At 66.3% G+C, this 24429-nt stretch carries 32 protein-coding genes; 15 read left to right on the forward strand and 17 right to left on the reverse strand.

What is annotated here, in order from left to right; genetic code table 11:
* The first annotated feature begins 3 nt into the window (after window positions 1-3).
* Window positions 4-324: a 1-deoxy-D-xylulose-5-phosphate synthase gene (locus tag ACP694_RS06105; RefSeq protein WP_426011202.1), complete on the forward strand. Its 321-nt coding sequence runs from the start codon at window positions 4-6 to the stop codon at window positions 322-324.
* Here ACP694_RS06105 and ACP694_RS06110 read toward each other — a convergent pair.
* Window positions 321-716 (reverse strand): type II toxin-antitoxin system VapC family toxin, encoded by a 396-nt coding sequence (locus tag ACP694_RS06110; RefSeq protein ID WP_426011203.1) that lies wholly within the window; start codon window positions 714-716, stop codon window positions 321-323. The genes ACP694_RS06105 and ACP694_RS06110 overlap by 4 nt on opposite strands.
* Window positions 713-997, reverse strand: a complete 285-nt coding sequence (locus tag ACP694_RS06115) for a type II toxin-antitoxin system VapB family antitoxin (protein WP_426011204.1) — start codon at window positions 995-997, stop codon at window positions 713-715. Before ACP694_RS06115 ends, ACP694_RS06110 begins: the two co-directional genes overlap by 4 nt.
* A gap of 67 nt (window positions 998-1064) precedes the next feature.
* Between ACP694_RS06115 and ACP694_RS06120 the strand changes: the two genes are divergently transcribed.
* Entirely contained in the window at window positions 1065-2489 is a 1425-nt protein-coding gene (locus ACP694_RS06120) for an FAD-binding oxidoreductase (RefSeq protein ID WP_426011205.1), read from the forward strand.
* Here the strand turns inward: ACP694_RS06120 and ACP694_RS06125 are convergent.
* Complete coding sequence (locus ACP694_RS06125) at window positions 2486-2803, reverse strand: hypothetical protein (protein ID WP_426011206.1); 318 nt, start codon at window positions 2801-2803, stop codon at window positions 2486-2488. The genes ACP694_RS06120 and ACP694_RS06125 overlap by 4 nt on opposite strands.
* A gap of 14 nt (window positions 2804-2817) precedes the next feature.
* Entirely contained in the window at window positions 2818-3621 is an 804-nt protein-coding gene (locus ACP694_RS06130) for a hypothetical protein (RefSeq protein WP_426011207.1), read from the reverse strand.
* A 94-nt stretch (window positions 3622-3715) separates the two neighbouring features.
* On the opposite strand from ACP694_RS06130, the gene yaaA reads away from it, so the two are divergent.
* The 4 genes from yaaA to ACP694_RS06150 all read left to right on the forward strand — a co-directional run bounded on the left by yaaA (window position 3716) and on the right by ACP694_RS06150 (window position 7026).
* On the forward strand, window positions 3716-4483 hold the full coding sequence (gene yaaA, locus ACP694_RS06135) for a peroxide stress protein YaaA (protein WP_426011208.1): 768 nt from the start codon (window positions 3716-3718) through the stop codon (window positions 4481-4483).
* 93 nt (window positions 4484-4576) lie between these two features.
* Window positions 4577-5374: a 3-hydroxybutyrate dehydrogenase gene (locus tag ACP694_RS06140; RefSeq protein ID WP_426011209.1), complete on the forward strand. Its 798-nt coding sequence runs from the start codon at window positions 4577-4579 to the stop codon at window positions 5372-5374.
* Window positions 5375-5461: 87 nt separating this feature from the next.
* Window positions 5462-6535 carry a patatin-like phospholipase family protein gene (locus tag ACP694_RS06145; RefSeq protein ID WP_426011210.1) on the forward strand — a complete coding sequence of 358 codons (1074 nt, stop codon included), beginning with the start codon at window positions 5462-5464 and terminating at the stop codon, window positions 6533-6535.
* Window positions 6536-6600: 65 nt separating this feature from the next.
* Entirely contained in the window at window positions 6601-7026 is a 426-nt protein-coding gene (locus tag ACP694_RS06150) for an NUDIX hydrolase (protein WP_426011211.1), read from the forward strand.
* Between the two features lie 129 nt (window positions 7027-7155).
* On the opposite strand, the gene ACP694_RS06155 is transcribed toward ACP694_RS06150, so the two are convergent.
* Window positions 7156-7389: a hypothetical protein gene (locus tag ACP694_RS06155; protein ID WP_426011212.1), complete on the reverse strand. Its 234-nt coding sequence runs from the start codon at window positions 7387-7389 to the stop codon at window positions 7156-7158.
* Window positions 7390-7479: 90 nt separating this feature from the next.
* Window positions 7480-8940: a catalase gene (locus tag ACP694_RS06160; protein ID WP_426011213.1), complete on the reverse strand. Its 1461-nt coding sequence runs from the start codon at window positions 8938-8940 to the stop codon at window positions 7480-7482.
* Between the two features lie 125 nt (window positions 8941-9065).
* Between ACP694_RS06160 and ubiA the strand changes: the two genes are divergently transcribed.
* The gene (gene ubiA / locus ACP694_RS06165; RefSeq protein ID WP_426011214.1) at window positions 9066-10010 is read left to right on the forward strand and encodes a 4-hydroxybenzoate octaprenyltransferase; all 945 of its coding nucleotides are present in this window, start codon (window positions 9066-9068) and stop codon (window positions 10008-10010) included.
* 128 nt (window positions 10011-10138) lie between these two features.
* On the opposite strand, the gene ACP694_RS06170 is transcribed toward ubiA, so the two are convergent.
* On the reverse strand, window positions 10139-10492 hold the full coding sequence (locus ACP694_RS06170; RefSeq protein WP_426011215.1) for a lysozyme inhibitor LprI family protein: 354 nt from the start codon (window positions 10490-10492) through the stop codon (window positions 10139-10141).
* Between the two features lie 67 nt (window positions 10493-10559).
* Here ACP694_RS06170 and ACP694_RS06175 point away from each other — a divergent pair, with 67 nt between their 5' ends.
* Window positions 10560-11510, forward strand: a complete 951-nt coding sequence (locus ACP694_RS06175) for a fatty acid desaturase family protein (protein ID WP_426011216.1) — start codon at window positions 10560-10562, stop codon at window positions 11508-11510.
* Between the two features lie 49 nt (window positions 11511-11559).
* On the opposite strand, the gene ACP694_RS06180 is transcribed toward ACP694_RS06175, so the two are convergent.
* The gene (locus tag ACP694_RS06180; protein ID WP_426011217.1) at window positions 11560-11895 is read right to left on the reverse strand and encodes a hypothetical protein; all 336 of its coding nucleotides are present in this window, start codon (window positions 11893-11895) and stop codon (window positions 11560-11562) included.
* A 121-nt stretch (window positions 11896-12016) separates the two neighbouring features.
* Between ACP694_RS06180 and ACP694_RS06185 the strand changes: the two genes are divergently transcribed.
* The 4 genes from ACP694_RS06185 (at window position 12017) to ACP694_RS06200 (ending at window position 14261) form a co-directional block, all read left to right on the forward strand.
* Window positions 12017-12688, forward strand: a complete 672-nt coding sequence (locus tag ACP694_RS06185; protein WP_426011218.1) for a class I SAM-dependent methyltransferase — start codon at window positions 12017-12019, stop codon at window positions 12686-12688.
* 41 nt (window positions 12689-12729) lie between these two features.
* Entirely contained in the window at window positions 12730-13074 is a 345-nt protein-coding gene (locus tag ACP694_RS06190; protein WP_426011219.1) for a VOC family protein, read from the forward strand.
* Window positions 13075-13329: 255 nt separating this feature from the next.
* On the forward strand, window positions 13330-13737 hold the full coding sequence (locus ACP694_RS06195; RefSeq protein WP_426011220.1) for a YkgJ family cysteine cluster protein: 408 nt from the start codon (window positions 13330-13332) through the stop codon (window positions 13735-13737).
* Window positions 13734-14261, forward strand: coding sequence for a YkgJ family cysteine cluster protein (locus tag ACP694_RS06200; RefSeq protein ID WP_426011221.1), 528 nt, complete (start codon window positions 13734-13736; stop codon window positions 14259-14261). Before ACP694_RS06195 ends, ACP694_RS06200 begins: the two co-directional genes overlap by 4 nt.
* An 85-nt stretch (window positions 14262-14346) precedes the next feature.
* On the opposite strand, the gene ACP694_RS06205 is transcribed toward ACP694_RS06200, so the two are convergent.
* From ACP694_RS06205 to ppk2, 4 genes are all read right to left on the reverse strand, one after another.
* A complete protein-coding gene (locus tag ACP694_RS06205) occupies window positions 14347-15234 on the reverse strand; it encodes an SDR family oxidoreductase (RefSeq protein WP_426011222.1) in 888 nt (295 codons plus the stop codon).
* A gap of 27 nt (window positions 15235-15261) precedes the next feature.
* Window positions 15262-15492 carry a hypothetical protein gene (locus ACP694_RS06210; protein ID WP_426011223.1) on the reverse strand — a complete coding sequence of 77 codons (231 nt, stop codon included), beginning with the start codon at window positions 15490-15492 and terminating at the stop codon, window positions 15262-15264.
* A gap of 8 nt (window positions 15493-15500) precedes the next feature.
* Window positions 15501-16340 (reverse strand): alpha/beta hydrolase family protein, encoded by an 840-nt coding sequence (locus ACP694_RS06215; protein ID WP_426011224.1) that lies wholly within the window; start codon window positions 16338-16340, stop codon window positions 15501-15503.
* A 62-nt stretch (window positions 16341-16402) separates the two neighbouring features.
* On the reverse strand, window positions 16403-17164 hold the full coding sequence (gene ppk2 / locus ACP694_RS06220) for a polyphosphate kinase 2 (protein WP_426011225.1): 762 nt from the start codon (window positions 17162-17164) through the stop codon (window positions 16403-16405).
* 111 nt (window positions 17165-17275) lie between these two features.
* On the opposite strand from ppk2, the gene ACP694_RS06225 reads away from it, so the two are divergent.
* Entirely contained in the window at window positions 17276-17992 is a 717-nt protein-coding gene (locus ACP694_RS06225; protein ID WP_426011226.1) for a 16S rRNA (uracil(1498)-N(3))-methyltransferase, read from the forward strand.
* A gap of 137 nt (window positions 17993-18129) precedes the next feature.
* Complete coding sequence (locus tag ACP694_RS06230) at window positions 18130-19488, forward strand: glutamate--cysteine ligase (protein ID WP_426011227.1); 1359 nt, start codon at window positions 18130-18132, stop codon at window positions 19486-19488.
* A 127-nt stretch (window positions 19489-19615) separates the two neighbouring features.
* On the opposite strand, the gene ACP694_RS06235 is transcribed toward ACP694_RS06230, so the two are convergent.
* Together ACP694_RS06235 and ACP694_RS06240 are read right to left on the reverse strand one after the other, a co-directional pair.
* Window positions 19616-19774 (reverse strand): hypothetical protein, encoded by a 159-nt coding sequence (locus tag ACP694_RS06235; RefSeq protein WP_426011228.1) that lies wholly within the window; start codon window positions 19772-19774, stop codon window positions 19616-19618.
* A gap of 109 nt (window positions 19775-19883) precedes the next feature.
* Entirely contained in the window at window positions 19884-20459 is a 576-nt protein-coding gene (locus tag ACP694_RS06240) for a DUF427 domain-containing protein (protein ID WP_426011229.1), read from the reverse strand.
* A gap of 188 nt (window positions 20460-20647) precedes the next feature.
* Here ACP694_RS06240 and ACP694_RS06245 point away from each other — a divergent pair, with 188 nt between their 5' ends.
* A complete protein-coding gene (locus tag ACP694_RS06245; RefSeq protein WP_426011230.1) occupies window positions 20648-22549 on the forward strand; it encodes a peptide MFS transporter in 1902 nt (633 codons plus the stop codon).
* A gap of 367 nt (window positions 22550-22916) precedes the next feature.
* Here ACP694_RS06245 and ACP694_RS06250 read toward each other — a convergent pair whose 3' ends face one another.
* The 3 genes from ACP694_RS06250 to gloB are packed head-to-tail and all read right to left on the reverse strand — an operon-like array spanning window position 22917 to window position 24360.
* A complete protein-coding gene (locus tag ACP694_RS06250) occupies window positions 22917-23102 on the reverse strand; it encodes a hypothetical protein (RefSeq protein ID WP_426011231.1) in 186 nt (61 codons plus the stop codon).
* Between the two features lie 56 nt (window positions 23103-23158).
* Window positions 23159-23617, reverse strand: coding sequence for a cupin domain-containing protein (locus tag ACP694_RS06255; RefSeq protein WP_426011232.1), 459 nt, complete (start codon window positions 23615-23617; stop codon window positions 23159-23161).
* Entirely contained in the window at window positions 23614-24360 is a 747-nt protein-coding gene (gene gloB / locus ACP694_RS06260) for a hydroxyacylglutathione hydrolase (RefSeq protein ID WP_426011233.1), read from the reverse strand. The genes ACP694_RS06255 and gloB overlap by 4 nt, the downstream gene beginning before the upstream one ends.
* Window positions 24361-24429: the final 69 nt, after the last annotated feature.

Below are 24429 nucleotides of genomic sequence, written 5' to 3' on the forward strand. Positions count from 1 at the left end.
CCGATGAAATTCCGCATCATGTATATCGAGGACAAGTCCAAGGGGCTGAACGGTCCGGCGCGGATCGGGCGCGTCCGGCTGTCGAAGACCGGCGAGACGCTCTACTACGCCGGCCGGGCCTTTGAGGCGCTGCGCAATTCAGGCCTGAAGGCCAATTTCACCGACGTCGACACGGGCCACCCCTTCTGGATCGCCAAGGCGCGCAAGGATGGCGGCGACCGGCTCTTCAAGGGCGCGGGCGATCCGCCGGTGATCGACGACGACGTGCGCGAGGACTATTGGCGCGACGTTCGGGGCCTGCCGGATCCGGACGTGGCGGGCTAGGCGTCCAGCGCCGAGCGGACGTCGGTCATCGGAAAGTCGTCGCCCTTGTAGAGCAGTGGCGCGCCGAGTTGCTTGGCCAAGGCGTAGGCGAAGCAGTCGGCGAGGTTCAGGCGGGCGGGGTGGTGTCCTTTGCCGTAGGTGAGGTAGGCGTCTAGAGCCTTGGCGGAGTCCTCGGGGTCGGGGTGGACGGCGACTCCGAGTTGAGCAAGCCAAACGTCCAGTTCAGCCCGGTCTTCGAGATGGCCCCGACTGATCAAGACGACGCCGGTTTCAACATAGTTGAATGCGGAGATTACGGTCCGATCCGAGGATAACAAGGCTTGCATGATCAGAATGTGGTCAGGCTCGCTGGTGGCGACGGCGACCAACGCCGAGGTATCGACGACAATCATTCAGGATCGGTTGTGTCGAGGCCGGGGATTTCGTTAAGCTCATCGAAGTCGGCCTTGGTGACGTTCAGCTTGACCTTGTCCAGGCCGACGGCGCGCCTGAAGCGATCGGTCGCTTCGCGCATTTCCTCGATCGTCCGCGCTCGATGCGGTCGGGCTTCGTGTTGCTTGGCCAAGCGTTCGCGCACCGCGACCTCTACGGCGGTTGTCAAGCTTTCGCCCGTCAGTCCGGCGAGTTCGCGCACGGCGCGCTCGGCCTCTGGATTCTTGATCAGGATGCCCATGGCGATCTCCGTATAGACCGCAGTATATACTGACAGCCTCGCTCCCGGAAGCGTATCCTCCGCCACCATGACCAAGCCCCTCCCCGCCGACACCCTGTCCCGCCTGAAGGCCGTGCTCGGCGAGGGCGGGTGGAGCCAGGACCCTGATCGTCTGGCCCCCAAACTGGTCGAATGGCGCGGGCGGTGGTCCGGCCAGACCCCACTGCTGGCCCTGCCACGCTCCACGGCCGCGGTGGCCGCAGTGGTCGGCATCTGCGCGGCCGACGGCGTGGCCATCACCCCGCAGGGCGGCAATACCGGCCTGGTCGCCGGCCAGATCCCGCAGGGCGAGATCCTGCTCTCCACCGAGAAGCTGACGAGGGTGCGCGACATCGACGCCTTCGACGACGTCATGGTGCTGGAGGCCGGGGTCACCTTGGCGACGGCCCATGAGGCCGCGCTCTCGGTCAGCCGCCGCTTTCCCCTGAGCCTGGCCTCGGAAGGCTCTTGCACCATCGGCGGCCTGGCCTCGACCAATGCCGGCGGCACGGCGGTGCTGCGCTATGGCACGATGCGCGACCAGGTCCTGGGGATCGAGGCGGTGCTGCCCAATGGCGAGGTTTGGAACGGCCTGAAGCGGCTGCGCAAGGACAATACCGGCTATGACCTCAAGCACCTGCTGATCGGGGCCGAGGGCACGCTGGGGGTGATCACCGCCGCCAGCCTCAAGCTCTATCCGCTGCTGGCTTCACGCTGCGTGGCCATCGCCGCCGTCGCTACCCCCCACGCCGCCATCGCCCTGCTAGCCAGGGCCAAGGACGAGACCGGGGGCGCGATCGAGGCCTTCGAGCTGATGAGCCGGCTGGGCGTGGCGTTCGCGATCAAGAACATCCCCGGCCTGCGCGAGCCGCTGGAGGCCGTCCATCCCTGGTACGTGCTGATCGAGACCGCCTCGGGCGAACCGGGCGCCGCCGAAGCGGCCATGCAGCGGTTGCTGTCGGACGCGCTGGAGACCGGCCTGATCCAGGACGCGGCCGTCGCACAATCCCAGACCCAGGCCCACGCCTTCTGGGCCGTGCGCGAGAACCAGTCCGGCGGCCAGAAGCCCGAAGGCGCGGCCTGGAAGCATGACGTCTCCGTGCCGGTCTCCAAGGTCGCCGCCTTCATCGACCAGGCCACGGCGGCGGTGGAAAAGCTGTCGCCCGGCGTCCGGGTGGTCGCCTTCGGCCATGTTGGCGACGGCAATGTCCATTACGACGTCCTGCGGGCCGACGGCGCGCCCATGAACGAGAAGGGCGACGACCCGCACGACGCCCTGCGCGATACGGGCGCCCGCATCGTCCATGACATCGTGGCGTCGATGGACGGCTCGATCAGCGCCGAGCACGGCCTGGGGGCGATGAAGTCGGTCGAGGCCCTGCGCTACAAGAGCGCCGTAGAGGTCGAGGCCCTGCGCGCCATCCGCGCCGCGCTGGACCCCCAGCGGATCATGAACCCGCGCGTGCTGTTCTAGGCAGTCCTGTCCGCCGCCTTCGCCAGGGCGTTGGCGCGGGCTCTCCGGACGCCCAGACAGACGAACATCGACGCCAGGGCGCCGAGCGGAACCGTCGCCTTGTAATAGCCGGCCTGCTGGCCCGGCCCGAGGATGTTGATGGCCGCCGGCACGAAGCCCCACACGCCGTCCGAAGCGCGCATCCAGAACGCCCCGATCCCGACGAAACACAGCACCGCCCACAGGATGCGGTACTTCAGGCCCTGGGTGCGCAGCACCAGGAACAGGGCGCCGAACATCACCAGCGGGCAGGTCAGGGCGGCCAGCAGGCCCAAGGTCTGGGGTACGATCAGAACGCCTCCTCCACTACGGGCTCAGCCTTCGGCTTGGCCCATACCCCGGTTAGGATCAAGACCGCGCCCAGCGGAACGATGAAGGTCAGGATCCAGGGGTCGAACCGTGAGCCCCCGCGGACCACACCGGCGCCGAGCAGGGCGATGTTCACCAGCTTCCAGCTGAACACGGCGTTGAACCAGTTCATCTGCAGGCTGCCGACCCCCGCGAACGCGGCGATCCCCCATAGCCATTTGCGCTTCAGGCCCTTGATTCGGATTACCTTTATCAAGGCGGCCAGCATCAGGCCAAGGCTGGCCGCCAGACCGGCTAGAAAAACGTATTGGGTGTAATGCTTGCCAGCCAGGGAGAATTTCAGCGCCTGGAGTTCCTCCGTGGTGGCGACCTGGGCATTGAACCCGGTCATCAGCCAAGCCTTTGCGCCCTCCGGCCGCGCTAGCGCCACCCGGGCCAGAACCACCTTGCCGGGATAGTCGTATTCGTGGGCGAGCGTCGCCGTCTTGCCCTTGCCGACCATGGAGAGATAATTCCAGCCCACGGCCTTGCCCAGGCTCGGTTCGCCCGCGGGAATATAGGCCCGGACCTTGACCAATTCCTCGGCGGTCTGCGGCGTGCGAATTTCCGGCGACAGGCGGGCTTGCAGGCTCGGTGACTGAGTGCGGATCTCCGAATAGACCGCACGCGCCACGGCGTCGGCCTCGGGATCCAGGGCCGGCGCCTGACAGCTGGCAAGTCCAGCGAACCCGGCGCAGACGAGCAGCGCCGCGACCCTTCTCAAAGTCGGTCCGAAATCAATCATGCTGTCCCCACCCTACGCGTAACATCGCGGCGCGCCGGCCCATTGTCCAGCCTCGCACTAGCCGTGGCCCTCCGGAGCCTCTATCTCCCCGCCCATGTTGATGGTCATCTCCCCCGCCAAATCGCTGGACTTCACCGCCCCTGACCAGGTGCTGCCGCTCACCACGCCCGAGTTGAAACCGCAGATCGCCGAACTGGCCAAGCTGACGCACAAGCTGAAGGCGACCGACCTGCGCCGGCTGATGCACATCTCCGAAAAGCTGGCCGAACTGAACTACGAGCGCTTTCAAGTCTTCGACCCGCAGGTCGAGGAGGGGCTCCAGGCCGTGATCGCCTTCAACGGCGACGTCTATGCGGGTCTCGCCGCGCGCGAGCTGGACCGCCCGGCCCTGGAGTGGGCCCAGGACCACCTGCGCATCCTGTCGGGCCTGTATGGCGTGCTGCGACCGCTCGACGCCCTGCAGGCCTATCGCCTGGAGATGGGCGTGCGGTTGAAGACCAAGAAGGGCTCCAACCTCTACGACTTCTGGGGCGAAACAATCTCCAAGACCCTGAACGCGGCGGCCCAGGACCAAGCCGATCCCACCCTGGTGAACCTGGCCAGCCAGGAATATTTCGGCGCCGTCGACGCCAAGGCGCTCAAGTTGCCCATCGTCAACTGCCACTTCAAGGAAGAAAAGGGCAACACGCTGCGCGTGCTGGGCTTCTTCGCCAAGAAGGCCCGCGGCCGCATGGCCCGCTTCGCCATCGACAACCGCGTCGAGCGGGCGGAAGATCTCAAGGGCTTCGACCTGGACGGCTACAGGTACCGCAAGGATCTCTCGACACAGGCCGACTGGGTTTTCGCTCGGCTCCAGCCCTGAATTTATCCACCGGTGAGTTATAAACGCTCGCTGATCGCAACAGCGAGCTATATGTTGCGTTGCAGCATGAGCGGGATGCGCAAGGAGTTGCCGATGGCCGTGGATTTCGGTTTGCAAGGTCAGGTCGCGATTGTGACCGGTTCGACCAGCGGCATCGGCCATGCCATGGCCGACGCGCTCGCGGCCCAGGGCGTCAATATCGTCCTGAATGGCCTGGGCGAGATGACCGCTATTGAGAAAACCCGCGCCGACCTGGCCGAAAAGCACGGCGTCGAGGTGCTCTACAACGGCGCCGACATGACCAAGCCCGGCCAGATCGCCGAGATGATCGCCGCCGCCAAGGCCGAGTTCGGCGAGCTGGACATCCTGATCAACAACGCCGGCGTCCAGCACGTGGCGCCAATCGAGGACTTCCCCGCCGACCAGTGGGACCTGATCATCGCCATCAACCTGTCGTCGGCCTTCCACGCCACCAAGGCGGCGATCCCGATCATGAAGGAGCAGGGGCGCGGACGGATCGTCAACATCGCCTCGGCCCACGGCCTGGTCGCCTCGCCGTTCAAGAGCGCCTATGTGGCCGCCAAGCACGGCATCCTCGGCCTGACCAAGACCGCCGCCCTGGAACTGGCCACTTTCGGTATCACCTGCAACGCCATCTGCCCGGGCTTCGTGAAGACCTCGCTGGTCGAGGCCCAGATCGTCGATCAGGCCAAGGCGCGCGGGATCTCGGAGGAGGCGGTGATGAAGGACGTGATCCTGGCCGCCCAGCCGACCAAGCAGTTCGTCACCTTCGACCAATTGAACGGTCTGCTGCTGTATCTGGTGTCCGACGCCGGGGCCTCGGCCAATGGCGCGGCCTTCAGCATCGATGGCGGCTGGACGGCGGCGTAGGTCCAGACTTTTCTTCCATCTTCCCGGCCTTCGCCGGGAAGATGGAGTGGGGGGAGCGTCGGGACCGTCTGAACTCGGAGCTTCTCCATGCCCATCGGTCCGTTCAAGAAAAAGCCCTCGGGCCCCAAGCCCATCAGCCTCGCCCTGCAGGGCGGGGGCTCGCACGGGGCTTTCGAGTGGGGGGTGATCGACCGCCTGCTCGAGGAGGAAGACATCGAGATCCATGCGGTGACGGCCGCCTCGGCCGGCGCGATGAACGCCGTCTGCCTAGCCCAGGGCCTGATCGACGGAGGCCGCGCCAATGGACGAGAAGCCGCCAAGACCCGGCTCGAACGCTTCTGGAAACAGGTCAACCGCAACGGCGGGCGCAACGTGTTTGGCGACACCAGCATCTGGACCAACGCCTTTTCCGGCGGGACCGACTGGCTGAAAAACACCCCCGGCTGGCGGATGGCCGAGACCTTCGCCCTGTCGATGAGCCCCTACGAGTTTAACCCGTTCAACCTCAATCCGCTGCACGACGCCCTGGAGGGCGAGATCGACTTCAAGGCGCTGCGCGAGCGCTCGCCGATCAAGCTCTACATCGCCGCCACGGCCGTGCGCACCAGCAAGTTAAAGGTCTTCCGCGAGACCGAGCTGACCGCCCGCCACATCATGGCCAGCGCCTGCCTGCCCCAGGTGTTCCAGGCGGTCGAGATCGACGGCGAGCCCTATTGGGACGGCGGCTTTCTGGCCAATCCGCCGCTATGGCCGCTGTTCTACGACGACACGCCCGATGATATTTTGCTGGTCAGCCTCAACCCCTTCGTCCGCGACGAGACGCCCAAGACGCCGGGCGAGATCATGGATCGGCTGAACGAGATCACTTTCAACGCGGCGCTCGCCAGCGAGCTGAGGGCCATCGGCTTCGTGCAGAAGCTTCTCGACGAGGGGCTGCTCAAGGACACCGCCCGCGGCCGCTACCGCAGGATGCTGATGCACGCCATCACCGCCGACAAGGCCTTGGCCGACCTGTCGCTGGGCAGCAAGTTCGACACCGAGTGGAGCTTCCTGACCGACCTGCGCGACCGGGGCCGCAAGGCGGCCGACGCCTGGTTGGGGAACCACCTGACCAAGGTGGGGGTGAGTTCGAGCCTGGACCTGAAGAACGGGTTTCCGTAACGGCCTGACCAGGGATGACAGCGACGAGCACGGAGCCTATCAGGCCCGCCATGGCTTCTACCCCTATGTCCGAACTCCTCCCCGTACCCACCGTCGGCGTCATCTGCCTGCGTGATGACCAGGTCCTGCTGATCAAGCGCGGCACCGCGCCCCGACTGGGCCAGTGGAGCCTACCAGGCGGCCGGCTGGAACGGGGTGAGACCACTCGCGCCGGGGCCCTGCGCGAACTGGCCGAGGAGACGGGCGTCGAGGCCGTGCTGCTGGGGCTTGTCGACGTGGTGGACGGGCTGTTCACGTCGCGGACGAGCGGCGAGACGACGCGGCATTACCTGATGATCGACTATGCCGCGCGGTGGGTGGCGGGCGATCCTGTAGCCGGCGACGACGCGGCCGAGGCGCGGTTCTTCACGCTGGCCGAGGCGCTGGCGGCGGTGGAGTGGGATGTGACGCGGGCGGTGATTGAGCAGACGTTTGAGCGGTTTGGGGGATAGGGCCTGGCTTGCGCGGTAGCCCTGAAGCGCGGCGGATCAGCTGGGGACACACACTCATCCCGCCGCCTGCGCCAAGTGTGCAAGGGCCGTGGAACGAGTGTGTGTCCCCGCCCGTGGGTGAATTCGCCGTCAGGCAAAGCGCAGGTGCGGCGATGTGTTTCCCAGCAGCGCCGCCCGGATCCGCGAGCCAAACTTCGTGCCGGAGGTCAGGCGCGTGACCATCCCGGCGTCGCCGGCGCGGTCAAAGGCTCGCGCGGCGGCGGTCCACAGGGCGGTGGTCACGGGATGGGGCAGGACGATCCCGGCGGCGAGGCCGAGGACCAGTAAGGTCCAGGCTTCGAAACGATTGACGGCGGAAGACATCAAATGGAACTTTCAAGACTGTGGAGGCGGGCCGCCACGCTGGGTGAATGCGTGACGGCCCGTCTCGGGCCTGCGAAACAGCGGCGATCGCTATTGCGCGGCGACGAGGCTCTCGATCGTCAGCCCCAGGCGGTGGGCGACGCCGGCCGCGTAGGCCGGATCGGCGCGGTGGAAGTGGACCAGTTGGCGCTGCTGGATCTCGACCGGCACGCCGTGCATGGCCGCCGCGATATTGTCGAACAACTGGCGCTGCTGGTCGGCGTTCATCAGGCGGAACAGGTCGCCAGGCTGAGTATAGTCGTCACTGATCCCCCGATGGTCGAAACGGTCGGCGTCGCCCTCCAGCGGCAGGGCTGGTTCGACGAAGGCCTTGTCCTCGACCGGTCCGCCGAAGCTGTTGGGCTCGTACCAGGCGTTGGTGCGCGGCGGACTGTCCAGGCGCATCGCGCCGTCGGCGTGCTGGGTGTGAACCGGGGCGATCGGACGGTTGACCGGCAGGGCCTCGTAGTGGGTCCCGATCCGATAGCGGTGGGCGTCGGCATAGGCGAAGATCCGCGCCTGCAGCACCTTGTCGGGCGAGAAGCCGATGCCGGGCACCACGTTCGAGGGGCTGAACGAGGCCTGTTCGATCTCGGCGAAATAGTTGTCCGGATTGCGGTTCAGCTCGACAATCCCGACCTCGATCAGCGGATATTCGGCGTGCGGCCAGACCTTGGTCAGGTCGAAGGGGTTCCAGCGGAAGGTTTCGGCCTGGGCCTGGGTCATCACCTGGATGCAGAAGCGCCAGCGCGGGAAGTCGCCGGTCTCGACGGCCTCGAACAGGTCGCGCTGGGCGCTTTCCCGGTCGTTGGCGATGATGGCGTTACCCTCGGCGTTGGTCCAGTTCTTGATGCCCTGCATCGACTTGAAGTGAAACTTCACCCAAACCCGCTCATTGGCCTCGTTGAGGAAGCTGTAGGTGTGGCTGCCGAAGCCGTGGATGAACCGGTAGCCCTGAGGAAGGCCACGATCGCTGAACAGCGTCGTCACCTGGTGCAGGCTCTCGGGGCTCAGCGACCAATAGTCCCACATCGCCGTCGGCGAGCGCAGATTGGTCACCGGGTGGCGCTTCTGGGTGCGGATGAAGTCCGGGAACTTCAGCGGGTCGCGGACGAAGAACACCGGGGTGTTGTTGCCCACCATGTCCCAGTTGCCCTGCTCGGTGTAGGCCTTGATCGAGAAGCCGCGCACGTCGCGCTCGGCGTCGGCGGCGCCGCGCTCGCCGGCCACGGTGGAGAAGCGCATCAGGACCTGTGTCTGCTTGCCCACCTCCGACAGGAAGGCGGCCTTGGTGTAGCGGGTGACGTCCTGCGTCACGGTCAGGGTCCCGTAGGCGCCCGAGCCCTTGGCGTGGACCACCCGCTCGGGGATCCGTTCGCGGTTCTGGTGGGCCAGCTTTTCCATCAGCTGATAGTCCTGCATCAGCAGGGGACCGCGCGGACCGGCGCTGATCGAATTCTGGTTATCGGCGATCGGTGCGCCGGCCGTGGTGGTCAAGGTGGTCTTGGTCATGGTCGCCTCGCCGTGTTTGATGATTGACCTTGACCGCGGCGCAGAGATTAATCCAATTGATCGTTTCTTGCGAAGTCATCGGAAAATTCTATGAGGTGGTCGGGCGGCGGGCGTCGCGCTAAGCCTTGCCCATGAGCGAACCCGACACCGCCATCCTGCCCGACGCCGCCGCCGGCAACTGGGTCGATCGCCATGCGCCGCCGGCCCTGCGGCCCTGGTTGAAGCTGGGACGGTTTGACCGTCCGGCGGGAATCTGGCTGCTGATGCTGCCCGGCTGGCAGGGCATCGCCCTGGCGGCGGCGGGCAAGGGGCAATGGCCCAATCCGTGGCTGCTGATCGCCTTCTTCCTCGGCGCGGCTTTGATGCGGGCGGCCGGCTGCGCCTTCAATGACATTATCGACCGCGACTTCGACGCCCAGGTCAGCCGCACGGCGATGCGGCCGATCCCGGCGGGACTGATCAGCGTCAAGCAGGCCTGGGCCTTCGTGATCGGCTGCTGCGCGGTCAGCTTCCTGATCCTGATCACACTCGGCTGGCTAGCGATCGGCCTGGGGATCGCTTCCCTGGCCTTGGTCGCGGCCTATCCCTTCATGAAGCGCATCACCTGGTGGCCGCAGGCCTGGCTGGGCCTGACCTTCAATTGGGGCGCGCTGCTGGGCTTCGCTGCGGCCACCCACAGCCTGACCTGGGCCGCCGCCCTGCTCTATGCCTCGGGCATCTTCTGGACCCTGGGCTACGACACGATCTACGCGGTGCAGGACCTCGAAGACGACGCCTTGGCCGGGGTGAAATCCTCGGCCCGCCGGCTGGGCGAGGCCGCGCCCCGCGGGGTGCTGGTCTTCTATATCGCCTGTTTCGTGCTGGTGATCGCCGCGGCCTGGGTCGGCGGGGTGGGACCCGTGTTCCTGCCGCTGGCGGCGCTGTTCGCTGTGCACCTGTCACGCCAGGCGGCGGCCCTGCGGATGGACGATCCGGTCGGGGCGCTGGCCCTGTTCAAGTCCAACACCCATGCCGGCTTCGTGCTGTTCCTGGCCCTGGTGGCGGGGGCGTGGAAGCCGGCGGGGTTTTAGGCGCCACACCCACTACGGTTGTCATCCCGGACAAGGCCCGTAGAGCCGCAGATCCCGGACCGCCGGAAGCGCCGGCGTCCACGCCTCGGTCCTGGATCTTCGCGCTGCGCGCTTGTCCGGGATGACAGCTAGAACGGGCCGTTGGTGTAAATGCGCTCCATGCTGCGATCCAGGTCGCTCAGGCGGCGGTCATAGGCCCGGTTCAGGCAGGCGCGGTTGGCGCCGCAGGTCCTGCGGTCGCGCAGCCACTGGCGTTGGGCGTCCTCCAGCGAACCGCGCCCCCCCATGGCCAGGGTCTTGCGGTTGATGTCGTACAGCACCGACATCCTCACATCCTTGTCGTTCAGGGCCAGGTTGGCGCAGATCGCTTTTTCATCGGCGGTGCGAGCCTTGGCGCAGTTGAAACTGGCGGCCCCCGCTACAGAAGGGAGGGCGGTCCCCGCGACCAAGGTCAGGGCGAGGGCGGTGAGGACAAGGCGCATGAAGGTCTCCGAGCTGTGACGTAGCGTCATTCTGTAAGCCAGAAGCTGACTGTGGCATGGTCATTCCATGGCCGTCGCGACCCGTATCAAGCCGCAGGAACTGTTCACCCCCGCCGAATGGGCGCCGCTGTCGGCGCGCTCGCGGTGGAAGGGCGTCGCGCTGGTCGCCCACGCCTGGGCGGTGATCGTCGCGGCCGGGGCGGTGTTCGTGCTCTGGCCCAACCCGCTGACCTACATCCTGGCGGTGATGCTGATCGGGGCGCGGCAGCTGGGCCTGGCGATCCTGATGCACGAGGCGGCGCATGGCGGTCTGCACCCCGACCTCAAGGTCAATGACTGGGTGGGCCAATGGCTGTGCGCGGCGCCGACCGGGGCCAGTCTCGCCAGCTACCGGCCCTATCACCTGACCCACCACAAGTTCGCCCAGCAGGCCGAGGATCCAGACCTGATCCTGTCAGCCCCATTCCCCACGACCCGGAAATCCCTGCGTCGCAAGATCGTCCGTGACCTGACCGGCCAGACCTTCTTCAAGCAGCGGTTCGGGCCGCTAATGGCCAAGCTCAAGGGCCGCGCCGATGGCCAGCCCGCCGGCAGCGTGTTCGCCGGCGAGGCGGCGCGGCAGAGGCCGTTCCTGCTGTGGAACCTGGGGCTGCTGGTCGTGCTCAGCGCGGCGGGCCTGTGGTGGGCGTGGCTGGCGCTATGGATCGTGCCGATGGCGACCTGGTTTCCGCTGGTCACCCGGCTGCGCAACATCGCCGAGCACGCCCTGGTGGCCAAGGACGAGCCCGACCCGTTCCGTCATGCGCGGACCACCCAGGCCAGCTGGATCGAGCGAGCCCTGATCGCGCCCTATTACGTCAATTTCCACGCCGAGCATCATCTGTTCATGCACATGCCGTGCTGGAACCTGCCCAAGGCGCATCGCCTGCTTGTGGCGAAGGGCCTGACGGGAAACATGCTCACCGCGCCAGGCTATCTGTCGGTGCTGAAGGCTGCGTCCGGCAAGGCGCCGGCTTAGGAGCTCATTAATACCCGCCCGTTGGCGACGCCAACGGGCGGGCCTTTGCTTAGCTGCAGCTCTTGGCCTTGTGCAGCTCGGCCAAGATGGCCTTGCGCTTCACGACCAGTTCCTCGGCCTTGTCGGCGTCCATGTAGTTGCCCACGGCGGCGGGCCAAAACAGCAGCACGGCGGCGACATTGGCCCCGCTCACACCCTTGTTGTGCTTGGCCTTTTCCAGAATGACGTCGAGCTCCTTGTCCTGCGACGCGATCTGGGCGCAGGTCAGGGAGCTGTCCGACAGCTGATTGGTCGAGATCTTCTGATTGGTGGCGCACGCGCTGAGGCCGAGCGACAGACATGCAAAAATGATCGCCGTAGAGGCGAGCGGGCTATTGAACTTCATGATATTCCCCCAGGAGCACTAACAACAGCCAGAAGCCTAGCCGTGATCAACCGCTAAACGGTTGCGGTGGTTCGTCAAGCACCTTTCGGTTGTCGCAAATTTCGGTTGTCGCAAAGTCGACATGAAAGTTCTCACCATCGACCAGACCCTCGCCGGCCGCCGGGCCTTTATCGTCGAGAACACCCGCCTCCAAGCCCCGCCTCACACGCCCGAGCTCCAGCTTTATCTGGCTGACGAGATCACGCCGATCTGGCAGCTGACCGAACAGGCCCTGGCCGAGCTCGGCCTGCCGCCGCCGTTCTGGGCGTTCGCCTGGGCGGGCGGTCAGGCCCTGGCGCGCTACATCCTCGACCATCCCGAGACCGTGGCGGGCAAACGCGTCATCGACTTCGCCAGCGGCTCGGGCCTGGTGGCCATCGCCGCCATGAAAGCCGGGGCGGTCAGCGTTCTGGCTGCCGATATCGACGTGTTCTGCGAGGCCGCCGTCGGCCTCAACGCCGAGGTCAACGGCGTCGCCGTGGCCTTCACCCGGGTCGATCTGTTGAACGCCCCGCCGCCGGCAGCTGACGTGCTGCTGGCCGGCGACATCTGCTACGAGCGCCCCATGGCCGAGGCGGTCATGGCCTGGCTGGCGCTAGGACGGGCGGCGGGCGCGATGGTGCTGATCGGCGATCCTGGCCGCACCTACTTTCCCAAGGAGGGCCTGGTGAAACTGGCCGAATATCAGGTGGCGACGACCCGGGAGCTGGAGGACACGGCGGTCAAGCGCACCAGCGTCTGGACTCTGCCTTGAGCCTGGACCAGAACAATCCAAGAACATCGTTAGGAGAAGTCATGCGCGAAGACGGCAAGATCGACTATATCGAATGGCTCGCCAGCGACCTGCCGGCCACCAAGGCCTTTTACACCGCCGCCTTCGGCTGGTCGTTCGTCGATTACGGTCCCGACTACGCAGCCTTCGAGGGCCAGGGCGCGGACGGCGGCTTCACGACGCCGCAAGAAGGCGCGACCGACCGGCCGCTGGTGGTGCTTTACGCCCACGACATCGAGGCCATGCTGGCCAAGGTGGCGGCGGCCGGCGCAACCATCACCAAGCCGATCTTCGCCTTTCCGGGCGGCCGGCGGTTCCATTTCACCGATCCGTCGGGAAACGAGCTGGGGGTCTGGAGCGAGACCTAGAGCATCGCGCGGAAAAGTGGCCACCGGTTTTCCGCAAAAGCGATGCGAAAACAAAAGTCTAGAGCAAGCCGTGCGATTCCTATATCGCGCGGCTTGCTCTAGGCCTGCGCCGCTCGTCCCGGCGTTCGCCGGGGCGAGCGGTATTTGGTCCGACGGAAAAACCGTCATGAAACCGCGATAAATCCGTCTCCTGACGATCCAGGGGATGACGACAGTGGGCGAGGCGACGCCAGCAGGACCTGCGGCGACTGCGGGATGTGCTGCAAGCTGATGGGCGTCAAGGCCATCGACAAGGCGCCGCACGCCTGGTGCGGCCACTACCGCAAGGGCGCCGGCTGCGCGATCTATGACACCCGGCCCACGGCCTGCGCCAGCTTCTCCTGCTACTGGCTGCGGGCGCCCAACCTCGATGACCGCTGGCGGCCGGACCGGGCCAGGTTCGTGGTGCATCGCGAGAACGCCGGTCAGGGCCTGATCGTCGAGGTCGATCCGGCCTCGCCCGAGGCCTGGCGAAGGGCCCCGTTCCACGGCACGTTCCGCGATTGGGCGGCACGCGGCGCGGCCAAGGGCGGGACCCTCTACGTCCTGGTGGGCCGCCGCGGCTTCGAGATCCTCGCCGATCGCGACATCGATCATGGCCTGGTGCGCGAGATGCCCGCATGACCGATGTGGCCCTCTCCAAGTCCTGCGGCGACTGCGGCATGTGCTGCAAGGTGCTGCACATCAGCGAGCTCGACAAACCGGCAGGCCGCTGGTGCAGCGTGTTCCGCAAGGGGTCGGGCTGCGGCGACTATCACGGCCGGCCCTCGGCCTGCCAAAGCTTCCATTGCCTGTGGCTGAGCTCGGAGCGATTGGACGCTGCCTGGCGACCCGACAAGGCGGGCTTCCTGATGTATTCGGACCGGGACGGCAAGCGGCTGAACGTCGTGGTCGATCCGGGCAAGCCGGTCGCCTGGAAGCGCGAGCCCTACTATTCACGGCTGAAGGCCATGTCGCGGCGGGCCCATGACGGTTACGAGCTGCTGGTCTGCATCGGCGACCGGCGCGTGGTGATGTTCCCGACCGAGGACGTTGATCTGGGCGTCCTCAATCCCGACCACAAGCTGGTCAGCGGCTATGTCGAGCGCGACGGCGCCCAGGCGCCGTTCGCCATGGTGCTGAGCGACGTGGAAGGGGCCGGGGTCTAGCCGGGGACACACACTCGCCCCGCCGCCCTGATCCCGCTGCCTCTGACCGTGGGACGAATGTGTGTCCCCATCCGGTATCCGCGCGTCAGAACCGTGGATGAAAATCTCGCGGCGACCACCCGAAGTCGGCCCGCGCCGGGCCGTCGTCGAAGGTCAAGTCCTGGGCCATGCGGTCGCCCATGGCCGCCGTCGCGCCGGGATAGAAGGGCTTCAGCAGGGTCAGCAGCCCGCGAAACAGCCACGGCGGCAGGGTCAGGATCGCCGGGCGACGGCCCAGCCCCTGGAAAACCCGCTCAGCCATGACCCGGTAGGTCAGGATCTCGCCGCCGGTCAGGTCATAGGCTCTGTTCGAGGCCGCCGGCGCCTGGGCCGCCTCCAAGGCGCCGATCGCCAGGTCCTCGGCGTGGACGGGTTGGCGCCGACCCGCCCCCGCTCCTGAAAGCGGCAGCACCTTGAACCGCCGGATCAGGCTGGCCAGCCGGCTGACATTGCCGTCGCGACCTTCGACATAGATCAGGGTCGGGCGAAGGATGGTCCAGCTGACGCCTTGGGCGGCGCAGAACGCCTCCACCTCAGCTTCCGCATCGGCCAGCGCCTTGGCGACCGCCCGTTCGGAGGCCTCGGGCGAGTCTTGCTTGGTGAAGCGGCTGGTCGAGGAAAAGGCCACCAGTCGGCTCAGGCCGCGCGCCTTCAGGGCCGGCAAGGCCCGGGGCAGCAGCCAGATCGGCGACAGCGAGAACACCGTGCCCACCTGTGGCAGCGCCTTGGCCAGGTCCGGATCGCCGAGATCCGCGTCCACCCAGCAGATATCGTCGCTGGGCGGCCGACGGCTCAGCGCCATGGGTTCGATCCCCGCCGCGCTCAGCCGCGCCAGCAGGAACCGCCCGATCAGGCTGGTGGCCCCCAGCACGAGCACAGGCGAGGGAAGGCCGGAGGGAGCGCCAGGCTGCAAGAGGGTGTTTTCAGCGTCCATCTTGTCCCTATAGTCTGCGGCGATACGTCAGCCCACGGGATCTTTGGCCATGACCTTCGACGCGGTGCGCGCCTTCGCCTTCAGCCTGCCCGGCGTCGCCGACGGCACGTCCTGCGGCCATGCCTGACTGAAGGCCCACGGGAAGGTCTGACCCGGCTGTGGGACGACGGCGACGCCCCGGTCTGTCCGGGAATCACCTTCGACCAGCGCGAGATGCTGATCGAGGCCGAGCCGGAGACCTTCTATGTCACCGACCATTCGCACCGTCAGGAGCCGAACGGCGTCAACTGAACCCCTGGCGGCAGCTGAACCTTAATCACGCCGCCGCCCTGGGTCTTGGCCGCGACGGCGCGCAGGATCATCGCCAGGACCGCGCCGTCGGGACCATGGCCCGCGCCACCGACGGTGAACAGCGCGCCGTCCTTGCGAGCCTTCGACCCGGCGGCGCGCATCGCTTGGCCATGGGCGTAGGGTACGACCTGGTCCGCCGTGCCGTGCACGAGGTAACAAGGCTCGTCGAGCGTGACGATCGCGCCGGCGTTGTCATAGCGGTCGGAGATCATCCATCGGGCCGCCGCCGGGGCCATGGTTCGAAGATCGGTGAACGTGCCGATGGTCACCAGTGCGTCGAGCTTTTGCCGCCGAGCCAGACCAAAGGCGACGCCGCCACCCAGGCTGTGTCCCACCACGATCAGTTTTCCGCCCCCCGACACGACACGGGCTCGCGCGAAGAACGCGTCCGCGTCGGCGGCCAGTCCTGCCTCGCTGGCCCGACCCGGATTGCCGCTGTATTCGCGGTATTCCGCCGCCACCAAGCCATAGCCCTCGGTGAGCAACGGCGCGAGCCAGCGCATCGAGGTCGCCGCGCTCGAGCCGTTGCCGTGGAACATCAGCAAGGTCGGCTTGCCGTCTCGCGGCGCGATCTCCAGCCCCTTGAGGGTCAGTCCGTCGGCGGTCCGGACGGTGTCGATCACGGCGCCGGTCGGCAGACCCGCCAGGTCGAGCGGGGCCGTTGGGGCGGGATAGATGCGCTCATGTATTTGGGCGCTGGCGGGCGCGGCCAGGAGCAGAGCCCCGATGACGGTGAGACAGGCCAGAGCTTTCATGACCGCGATGCTATGCGGCCCGGCCGGGAGGGCAAGCCCCGAAATGCGGGGTTGCCGAGCCCTCAGCGCGCCAGCCGCCCATCCGTCAGCGCCGCCGGCTCGAACTTGAAGATCACCTCGGAATCCGGCCGCTCTATCCCCTTCAGCAGCTTTTTCGGGGCCGAGGCGTGCAGCATGTAGCGCAGGATGTTCAGCCGGGCGGCCTTCTTGTGGTTGGCGCGCACGCAGACCCAGGGCGCCGGGGTCGAGTGGGTGCGCATCAGCATCTCGTCGCGGGCGGCGCTGTAGTCTTCCCACTTGGCCTGGGCCACGGCGTCCAGATCGCTGACCTTGAAGGCCTTCAGCGGCTCCTCGCGCCGCGCTTCCAGCCGTTCGGCCTGGGTCTCGCGGTCGATGTCGAGCCAGAACTTGGTCAGGCGCACGCCGTTCTGCACCAGCATCAGCTCGAAGGCCGGCACGTCACGCAAAAACTGCTCCTGCTCGTCGGGCTTGGAAAAGCCCATGACCCGCTCGACCCCGGCCCGGTTGTACCAGGAGCGGTTGAACACCACGGCCTCGCCGGCGCCGGGCAGGTGGGCGACATAGCGCTGGAAGTACCACTCGCTACGCTCGCGATCGCTGGGGGCGGGCAGGGAGATCACCTGGGTGGCGCGGCGGTGGGCGTGCTCGGTCAGCCGGGCGATGGCCCCGTCCTTGCCGGCGGCGTCGCGGCCTTCGAAGATCGCGACGGTTTTCCAGCCCTCTTTCATCGCCTGTCGCTGCAGGCCGACCAGGGCCAGTTGCAGGTCGCGAAGTTCGGCTTCGTAGTCGTCGGTCTTGCTCATGGCGCAGAGCCTACCCCCGGAACGTGCAGTTGCGCTAGAGTCGTTGTTTTTACGCGTTTTCTTCACGCGAACCGATATCCACTTCGCTCCAAAACGCTCTAGAAGAGCGCCATGATCCGTCTCTTCGTTCCCCATCCCCTGAAGCTCGGCGCGGGCGTCGCGCCCTCCGTCGATCAGTCGCGCTACCTGACCGCCGTGATGCGGCTGGAGGTCGGCGCCGAGATCCTGGTGTTCAACGGCCAAGATGGCGAGTGGCGCGCCAGCCTGACCGAGGCCGGCAAGCGCGGCTGCCTGTTGCGCTGCGAGGAACAGACCCGCGAGCAGGACCATGCGCCGGACCTCGACCTGGTGGTGGCCATGGTCAAGCGCGGCCGGGTCGAGACCATCGTCGAGAAGGCCGCGGAACTGGGCGCGCGCCGCGTGCGCCTGACCCAGACCCGGCGGACCAATGTGGATTTCCTGAAATTGGGGCGGCTGGACGCCATCGCCATCGAGGCCGCCGAGCAGACCGGACGGCTGGATGTGCCGGTGATCGACGACCCCATGAAGCTGGAAAAGATTCTCGATGACTGGGACCCGGCGCGCCGGCTGATCTTCTGCGACGAGGGCGGCGACGCCCGGCCGATGATCGAGGCCTTGGCCGCTACGGCCCCGCCGGCCGCCATCCTGATCGGCCCCGAAGGCGGCTTCGCGCCGGAGGAGCGCGAACGCTTGCGGTCGCTGCCCTTCGTCATCCCGGTGTCTCTGGGCCCCCGCATCCTGCGCGCGGATACGGCGGCGATCGCCGCCATGACCCTGTGGCAGGCGGCGGCAGGGGATTGGCGCTAGCGCCGCCTGTCGCGAAAGGCTGTGCGCGCCCTCTTGAGGTTCGCTAAGAAAACGCCCTACTGCGCTGCACGACAGTTCGCGGGCGGGTCGGAGGGTTTGCCCTCCCTTCTTGATGCGTGTTTTGGGAGGGATGACCGATGGCGCAAGCCGCGAGCCAGGAGCGTCCGCTGACGCTCGACGATCTGACCGCCTATTTCGCCTCGGGCTCCAAGCCCAAGGAGGCTTTCCGGGTCGGCGCCGAGCACGAGAAGTTCGGCTTCTACCTCAAGGACCATACGCCCGTGCCCTATGAGGGCGACAAGGGCGTGCACGCCCTGCTCACCGGCCTGCAGCGTTTTGGCTGGAAGCCGGTGATGGAAGGCGAGGTGATCATCGGGCTGGAGCGCAACGGCGCCAATGTCAGCCTGGAGCCCGGCGGCCAGTTCGAGCTGAGCGGCGCGCCGCTGCTGACCATGCACGACATCTGCGAGGAGACCGGCCAGCACCTGGACGAGGTCAAGACCGTGGCCGACGAGCTTGGCCTGGGCTTTCTCGGCTTGGGCTTCTCGCCGCTATGGAAGCGCGAGCAGGTGCCGATCATGCCCAAGGGCCGCTACGTGATCATGCGCAACTACATGCCCAAGGTCGGCGGCCTGGGCCTGGACATGATGCTGCGCACCTGCACGGTGCAGGCCAATCTCGACTTCTCCAGCGAAGCCGACATGGTCGCCAAGTTCCGGATGAGCCTGGCCCTGCAGCCGATCGTCACCGCCCTGTTCGCCAATTCGCCGTTCACCGAGGGCAAGCCCAACGGCTTTCTCTCGGCCCGCGCCGATGTCTGGAACGACACCGACCCCGACCGCACCGGCCTGCTGGACTTCGTGTTCGAGGACGGGTTCGACTTCGAGCGCTACGCCCGCTACGCCCTGGACGTGCCGATGTATTTCGCCAAGCGCGGCGACCGCTATATCGACCTGGCCGGCCGCAGCTTCAGCGACTTCATCGACGGCAAGATCGGCGAACTTCCGGGCGAGCGCGCCTCGATCAAGGACTGGGCCGACCACACCACCACCCTGTTTCCCGAGGTGCGGCTGAAGACCTATCTGGAGATGCGCGGCGCCGATGCCGGACCTTGGAGCCGCCTCTGCGCTCTGCCAGCCCTATGGACCGGCGTGTTTTATGACGACGCGGCGCTGGCTGCGGCGTGGGACATTTGCAAGGACTGGACGGCCGAGGATCGCGCTGGCCTGCGTCGCGACGTGCCGAAACTAGGCCTGAAGGCTCAGGTCGCCGGCCGCTCTGCCCAAGACGTGGCCAAGGACTTCGTCGCTATCGCCCGGCAAGGGCTGAAGGCGCGCGCCCACGTCAACGGCGGCTTTCTGGATGAGACGATCTATCTGGGCGAACTTGAAGAGATCGCCGACAGCGGGATAACGCCCGCCGAGCGCCTGCTGGCGCTGTACCACGGCGCCTGGAAGGGCGACATCAATCGGGTGTTCGAGGATTTCGCCTACTAGGGGATTTTTCGAGCGAAGTGGTTCCGGTTCGCGTGAAGATAAATGCGTCAAAACAACAGATTAGAGCTCACGGCCTGACGCAGTCAGGTCGGGAAAAGCTCCAAGCGGACCTCGAAACGCTTGCGCCTCAAAAAAGGGCGCGCATCGCCGCGATGATCCCGACCCAGGCGGCCACGCTGGCGCCCAAGACGATCAGGCGCCCCCAGGCGATGGGCGGCAGGAGCGGCTGACGCACCGACGAACGCGGGGCGGCGTTAAGACGAGAGTCATAACCAGTGTAGGCCATGGCGTTCCTTCCCATGCCTCTCTCTGGAGGCCTCGCGCTTAAGCGCTGCCGTATTGCAGCGCCTAAATAGTTAACGAAGCCTTGGTAATTCGCGAAAAATCAGTGCGGCTCAGATTGATCCGGTTCCGTCGTACGGGCGGCTGACGACCGCGCGACCGTCGTCGTTCTTGATGTCGTCGCCCTTTCGCGCTTCGTCCTCGGGCATATCGACATTGGCCTGCCAATGCTCGGCCTGGCTGGCGCCGGAACCGCTGTCGGTATGGCGGACGACGTCATCGACATCGACATGAACATCGTCATCCAAGGCCGCGGTCTGGGCTGGGGTCTGGCCAGCGGACTTGAATTCCACGTGCTGTGGATAGAAGGCCAGGCGTCCGGCGATCTGGCTCACGGCCGGAAACGGGGTCTCGTAAGACCAGACGGCGTTCTCGATCAGCTGCCGGTCGCGGTAGATCGTGTAATAGGTCGCGTCCCCCTTATAGGGGCAATGGGTGACCTTGTCGGTCTTCTGCAGGAAGTCCATGGCCACGTCGGACCGAGGGAAATAGCGCACCACCGGATAGTCGGCTTCGGCCAGTCGCAGCACGTCTTCGCTGTCGGCGATCTCGTGACCTTCAAACAGCACCGCGACCCGGCCCGGCTCGCGCGAGCAGGTGATCGGATGATCCTGGTCTGGCGTTTTCATGGTGTTTCTCCCGTATCGCGCGAAGGCGGCGATATAGAGAACGCGCGGGGCCCTGAGGGGGGTCCAAAGCGGCAAGCCATTGCTTGTGAAACGCCGACTCCCGTGATCTTCTCCCCGCCGAATGGGGAGGGCGAGGGCGAAACGACCTGTTCGACGCCCCTGCCGCTTGAATATCTCAAGGTTAGTGAATGAATATCGTTGTCGCCATGGGCATCCTGGTCACGCTGGTGACCGGCATACCCGTGCTTATCCAGATCTTGCGAGGCCATCCGCGCGGGCTGATCATCTGTTTCATGGCCGAGATGTGGGAGCGTTTCTCCTACTACGGCATGCGCGGCCTGCTGATCTTCTACCTCACCCAGCATTTCCTGTTCGATTCGAAGACTGCCAGCGGCCATTACGGCTCCTACACGTCGCTGGTCTATATCGTGCCGCTGCTCGGCGGCTTCCTGGCCGACCGCTATCTGGGCACCCGCAAGGCCGTGGCGTTCGGCGCCATCCTGTTGGTGGCGGGCCACCTGACCATGGCGGTCGAGGGCCATCCGGCCACCCAGACCCTGACCTATGGCGGCCACGCCTACGAGTTCCAGGCCACGGGCCGGGGCGAGGAACGCGTCGCCAAGATGATGATCGCCGACAAGCCCTATGACGTGGCGGCCAATGACCAGGGCGACTTCGAGATCAAGAACCTGCCGGCCAATTCGATCATCCCCTCGGTGCTGCCCAAGGGGCAGTATCAGCTGGGCGTTGAAGACCGTGATCCGCTCTATCTGAACATCTTCTGGCTGGCCCTGTCGCTGATCATCGTCGGCGTGGGCTTCATGAAGGCCAATGTCGCCACCCTGGTGGGCCAGCTCTATCCCCAAGGCGATCCGCGTCGCGATCCCGGTTTCACCCTCTACTACTACGGCATCAACCTGGGCTCGTTCTGGGCGGCCATCCTCTGTGGTCTGCTGGGCGTCAATGTCGGCTGGAACGCGGGCTTCGGCATGGCCGGCATCGGCATGCTGGCCGGCTTCATCGTCTTCGTGCTGGGCAAGCCCCTGTTGTTGGGCAAGGGCGAGCCACCCGAACCCAAGACGCTCAAGGCGCCGGTCGTTGGCCCGATCAACCGCGAAGGCCTGATCTATGTCGGCGCGCTGGCCATGGTGGGGATCGTCTTCTTCGTGGTGCAGTATACGCCCGTCGTTGACTTCACGCTGGTGGCCGGGATGTTCGGTTCGCTGGGCTATATCCTGTGGTTCGCCTTCGTCAAATGCGAGAAGGTCGAACGCGAGCGGCTGCTGCTGGCCACCGTGCTGGTGCTGGGCGCGGTGGTGTTCTGGACCCTGTTCGAACAGGCCGGTTCGTCCCTGAACCTGTTCGCGGCCAGTAATGTCGATCTGGTGCTGCTGCACAAGCCGGTGACCTGGTTCAATGGGGCGGTGATCCTGGGCGCGCCCGAGCAACTGGCGGCGGCGGGGATCGATCCCAAGAGCGGCTTCTGGGTCAATACTTCGTTCAACGCCGCCCAGACCCAGGCGATCAACGCCGGCTGGATCCTGATCTTCGCGCCGGTGTTCGCCGCGATGTGGACCTTCCTCGGCTTCCGAGGCCGCAATCCGGGCCCGATGATCAAGTTTGGCCTATCGCTGATCCAGGTCGGGGCGGGCTTCCTGGTGCTGCTGATCGGCGCTCATTTCGCCGATGGCGCCTTCCGCATGCCGCTGGTCTTCTTGGTCATCATGTACATGCTGCACACCTCGGGCGAGATGTTCATGTCGCCGGTCGGTCTGTCTCAGATGACCAAGCTGTCGCCGCTGTCGATCGTCTCGTTCGTGATGGCCGTCTGGTACATGGCCCTGGCCATGGCCAACTGGCTGGCCAGCAAGATCGCCGGCATTGCCGCGACCGAAACCGTTGGCGGCCAGGTGCTGGACCCGGCGGCGGCCATGACCCAGTCGTTGCTGGTGTTCAAGATCATCGGCCTGGTGTCGATCGGTATCGGGGTGCTGTTCCTGGTCCTGTCGCCGATCCTCAAGAAGTGGTCACACGGCTCGGACGACACCACGACCATGCCGGCGGCGGAGCCGGCGTCCACCACCGTCTGATAAGAAGGCCCCGGAGCGATCCGGGGCCTTCCTGCTCTCACGATCAGACCCTGCTGGGCTCGTTCTGGCCGGGCAGGCGCACGTGCAGTATGGCACATCACCTGCCCTGTGATTGTCGTGCATGTCCGGGCGAACTTCGTAGAAAATCCGGCAGCCACTGGCCAGGCGACAGCGCACACCCGGAAATGTCTCGCTCAATGGCCAGGTGACGGGCGTGTTCACGAGATTCGCGATGGCGCCCACGAGGACTTCCATGCGCTCGAGAGCCTGAGGCGTGGGGCCGGCAGAGGCAAAGAACCGATCTTTCGCGGCCTGGAGGTCTCGCCTGGCACGCGGCGTGAGTTCGAGGTCGCGCGGCAAGGCGAGATCAGCCCGTCTGGCGTAACACTTGAGCGCGCGCCTGGTCCAAGAGCTTCTGGAGATAGGTTAGGGCGCCGTCGCCCCGCAGCGAAAGACCTGCCTCCGAGTCCTGTCTCGATTGCTCCAGCACCTTGGCTATCTCCAAGTCCTCCAGCGAGGCTGTGGAGGTCGCGATGTCGTCGCTTTGAGCCATGGGGCGCTCCTGTGCTCTTACAATAACGCCTGTCATTTGGCCTGTCACCTAGCCTGTCACGCGCTCGGCCGCCACCCCTCCGGCGCCAGTTCGAAGCCCTCAAACCGAAACCCTGGCGCGACGGTGCAGCCGACGAGCGTCCACGCCCCCAGGCTGACGGCGGTCTGCCACCAGCCGACCGGCACGATGACCTGCGGACGACAGCCGGCCCGCAGGTCGGGGCCGAGCGTATAGGCCGTGAGGCCGACACCGTCGGGCGGCGACAGGGTCAGAGCGATCGGGGCGCCGGCGTAGTAGTGCCAGGTCTCGACCGCGTCGATGCGATGCCAGGCCGACAGCTCCTGCGCCTGCAGCAGATAGTAGATCGCCGTCGAGGCCGAGCGGCCGTCTGCCGGCGCTTCGTCCTCGAAGGTGCGCCTGTACCAGCCGCCCTCGGGGTGCGGCGCCAGGTCGAGCAGGCGGATGATCTCCTTGGCGCCCAGGTCGCCGGAAAGGCCGAGCGGCGGCGTGCTCATCCCTTGAAACCGTCCTTGGCGGCGCGGATTTCGCCGAACGCCTCGGCGGGCGACAGATGGGGGCGCAGCAGCGGCGCGCGCAGGAAAGGGTTGGTGGCCTTCTCCAGGCCGATGGTGGTCGGCACGGTGGCTTCGCCGCGCTCACGGGCGGCGAACACCTGGTCGGCCCGGATCTTGAGCGCCGGTTCGTCGTCCACCGACAGGGCGAAGCGGGCGTTGGACGCGGTATATTCGTGGGCGCAATAGACGGTGGTGTCGTCCGGCAGCGCGGTCAGCTTGGCCAGCGACCCCCACATCTGCTCGGCGGTGCCCTCGAAAAGTCGCCCGCAGCCGAGGGCGAACAGCGTGTCGCCAACAAAGGCGATGCGGTCCGCCGCATCGTAATAGGCGATATGCCCCAGGGTGTGGCCGCCGGTGTCGATCACCGATAGGGTCGTCTCGCCAAGAGCGACCGTGTCGCCCTGGCCCACCGGCCGGTCCAGCGGCGCGATGCGGGTCACTTCCTGTGGTCCGACGATCGTCGCCCCGGTCGCTGCCTGGATCGCCGCGTTGCCGCCGGCGTGGTCCGGGTGCCAGTGGGTGTTGAGGATCAGGTCCAGGCTCCAGCCCAGGGTTTTCAGCGCCGCCAGTATGGCGTCGGCGTCGGGCGTATCGATGGTCGCGACCTTGCCGGTGGCGTCATCGCGCACCAGAAAGCCGTAATTGTCCGACAGGCAGGGGAACTGGTGGACGGTCAGCGACATGCTTCGGCTCTCCTGGGGGCGACGGAACGGTGACGCGCGGTGTTCGCCCGCCTACATAGATGAGGCCGC

Origin of the sequence: Caulobacter sp. DWR2-3-1b2 (assembly GCF_049896345.1) — a bacterium.
Taxonomy (GTDB): Bacteria; Pseudomonadota; Alphaproteobacteria; order Caulobacterales; family Caulobacteraceae; genus Caulobacter.

Bases quoted from the DNA above. Each gene is read 5' to 3' on its own strand.
- ACP694_RS06105 (WP_426011202.1), top strand. From the start codon at position 4: ATGAAATTCCGCATCATGTATATCGAGGACAAGTCCAAGGGGCTGAAC.
- ACP694_RS06110 (WP_426011203.1), bottom strand. From the start codon at position 716: ATGATTGTCGTCGATACCTCGGCGTTGGTCGCCGTCGCCACCAGCGAG.
- ACP694_RS06115 (WP_426011204.1), bottom strand. From the start codon at position 997: ATGGGCATCCTGATCAAGAATCCAGAGGCCGAGCGCGCCGTGCGCGAA.
- ACP694_RS06120 (WP_426011205.1), top strand. From the start codon at position 1,065: ATGACCAAGCCCCTCCCCGCCGACACCCTGTCCCGCCTGAAGGCCGTG.
- ACP694_RS06130 (WP_426011207.1), bottom strand. From the start codon at position 3,621: ATGATTGATTTCGGACCGACTTTGAGAAGGGTCGCGGCGCTGCTCGTC.
- yaaA (WP_426011208.1), top strand. From the start codon at position 3,716: ATGTTGATGGTCATCTCCCCCGCCAAATCGCTGGACTTCACCGCCCCT.
- ACP694_RS06140 (WP_426011209.1), top strand. From the start codon at position 4,577: ATGGCCGTGGATTTCGGTTTGCAAGGTCAGGTCGCGATTGTGACCGGT.
- ACP694_RS06145 (WP_426011210.1), top strand. From the start codon at position 5,462: ATGCCCATCGGTCCGTTCAAGAAAAAGCCCTCGGGCCCCAAGCCCATC.
- ACP694_RS06150 (WP_426011211.1), top strand. From the start codon at position 6,601: ATGTCCGAACTCCTCCCCGTACCCACCGTCGGCGTCATCTGCCTGCGT.
- ACP694_RS06155 (WP_426011212.1), bottom strand. From the start codon at position 7,389: ATGTCTTCCGCCGTCAATCGTTTCGAAGCCTGGACCTTACTGGTCCTC.
- ACP694_RS06160 (WP_426011213.1), bottom strand. From the start codon at position 8,940: ATGACCAAGACCACCTTGACCACCACGGCCGGCGCACCGATCGCCGAT.
- ACP694_RS06170 (WP_426011215.1), bottom strand. From the start codon at position 10,492: ATGCGCCTTGTCCTCACCGCCCTCGCCCTGACCTTGGTCGCGGGGACC.
- ACP694_RS06175 (WP_426011216.1), top strand. From the start codon at position 10,560: ATGGCCGTCGCGACCCGTATCAAGCCGCAGGAACTGTTCACCCCCGCC.
- ACP694_RS06180 (WP_426011217.1), bottom strand. From the start codon at position 11,895: ATGAAGTTCAATAGCCCGCTCGCCTCTACGGCGATCATTTTTGCATGT.
- ACP694_RS06185 (WP_426011218.1), top strand. From the start codon at position 12,017: ATGAAAGTTCTCACCATCGACCAGACCCTCGCCGGCCGCCGGGCCTTT.
- ACP694_RS06190 (WP_426011219.1), top strand. From the start codon at position 12,730: ATGCGCGAAGACGGCAAGATCGACTATATCGAATGGCTCGCCAGCGAC.
- ACP694_RS06195 (WP_426011220.1), top strand. From the start codon at position 13,330: ATGTGCTGCAAGCTGATGGGCGTCAAGGCCATCGACAAGGCGCCGCAC.
- ACP694_RS06200 (WP_426011221.1), top strand. From the start codon at position 13,734: ATGACCGATGTGGCCCTCTCCAAGTCCTGCGGCGACTGCGGCATGTGC.
- ACP694_RS06205 (WP_426011222.1), bottom strand. From the start codon at position 15,234: ATGGACGCTGAAAACACCCTCTTGCAGCCTGGCGCTCCCTCCGGCCTT.
- ACP694_RS06210 (WP_426011223.1), bottom strand. From the start codon at position 15,492: ATGGTCGGTGACATAGAAGGTCTCCGGCTCGGCCTCGATCAGCATCTC.
- ACP694_RS06215 (WP_426011224.1), bottom strand. From the start codon at position 16,340: ATGAAAGCTCTGGCCTGTCTCACCGTCATCGGGGCTCTGCTCCTGGCC.
- ppk2 (WP_426011225.1), bottom strand. From the start codon at position 17,164: ATGAGCAAGACCGACGACTACGAAGCCGAACTTCGCGACCTGCAACTG.
- ACP694_RS06225 (WP_426011226.1), top strand. From the start codon at position 17,276: ATGATCCGTCTCTTCGTTCCCCATCCCCTGAAGCTCGGCGCGGGCGTC.
- ACP694_RS06230 (WP_426011227.1), top strand. From the start codon at position 18,130: ATGGCGCAAGCCGCGAGCCAGGAGCGTCCGCTGACGCTCGACGATCTG.
- ACP694_RS06235 (WP_426011228.1), bottom strand. From the start codon at position 19,774: ATGGCCTACACTGGTTATGACTCTCGTCTTAACGCCGCCCCGCGTTCG.
- ACP694_RS06240 (WP_426011229.1), bottom strand. From the start codon at position 20,459: ATGAAAACGCCAGACCAGGATCATCCGATCACCTGCTCGCGCGAGCCG.
- ACP694_RS06245 (WP_426011230.1), top strand. From the start codon at position 20,648: ATGAATATCGTTGTCGCCATGGGCATCCTGGTCACGCTGGTGACCGGC.
- ACP694_RS06250 (WP_426011231.1), bottom strand. From the start codon at position 23,102: ATGGCTCAAAGCGACGACATCGCGACCTCCACAGCCTCGCTGGAGGAC.
- ACP694_RS06255 (WP_426011232.1), bottom strand. From the start codon at position 23,617: ATGAGCACGCCGCCGCTCGGCCTTTCCGGCGACCTGGGCGCCAAGGAG.
- gloB (WP_426011233.1), bottom strand. From the start codon at position 24,360: ATGTCGCTGACCGTCCACCAGTTCCCCTGCCTGTCGGACAATTACGGC.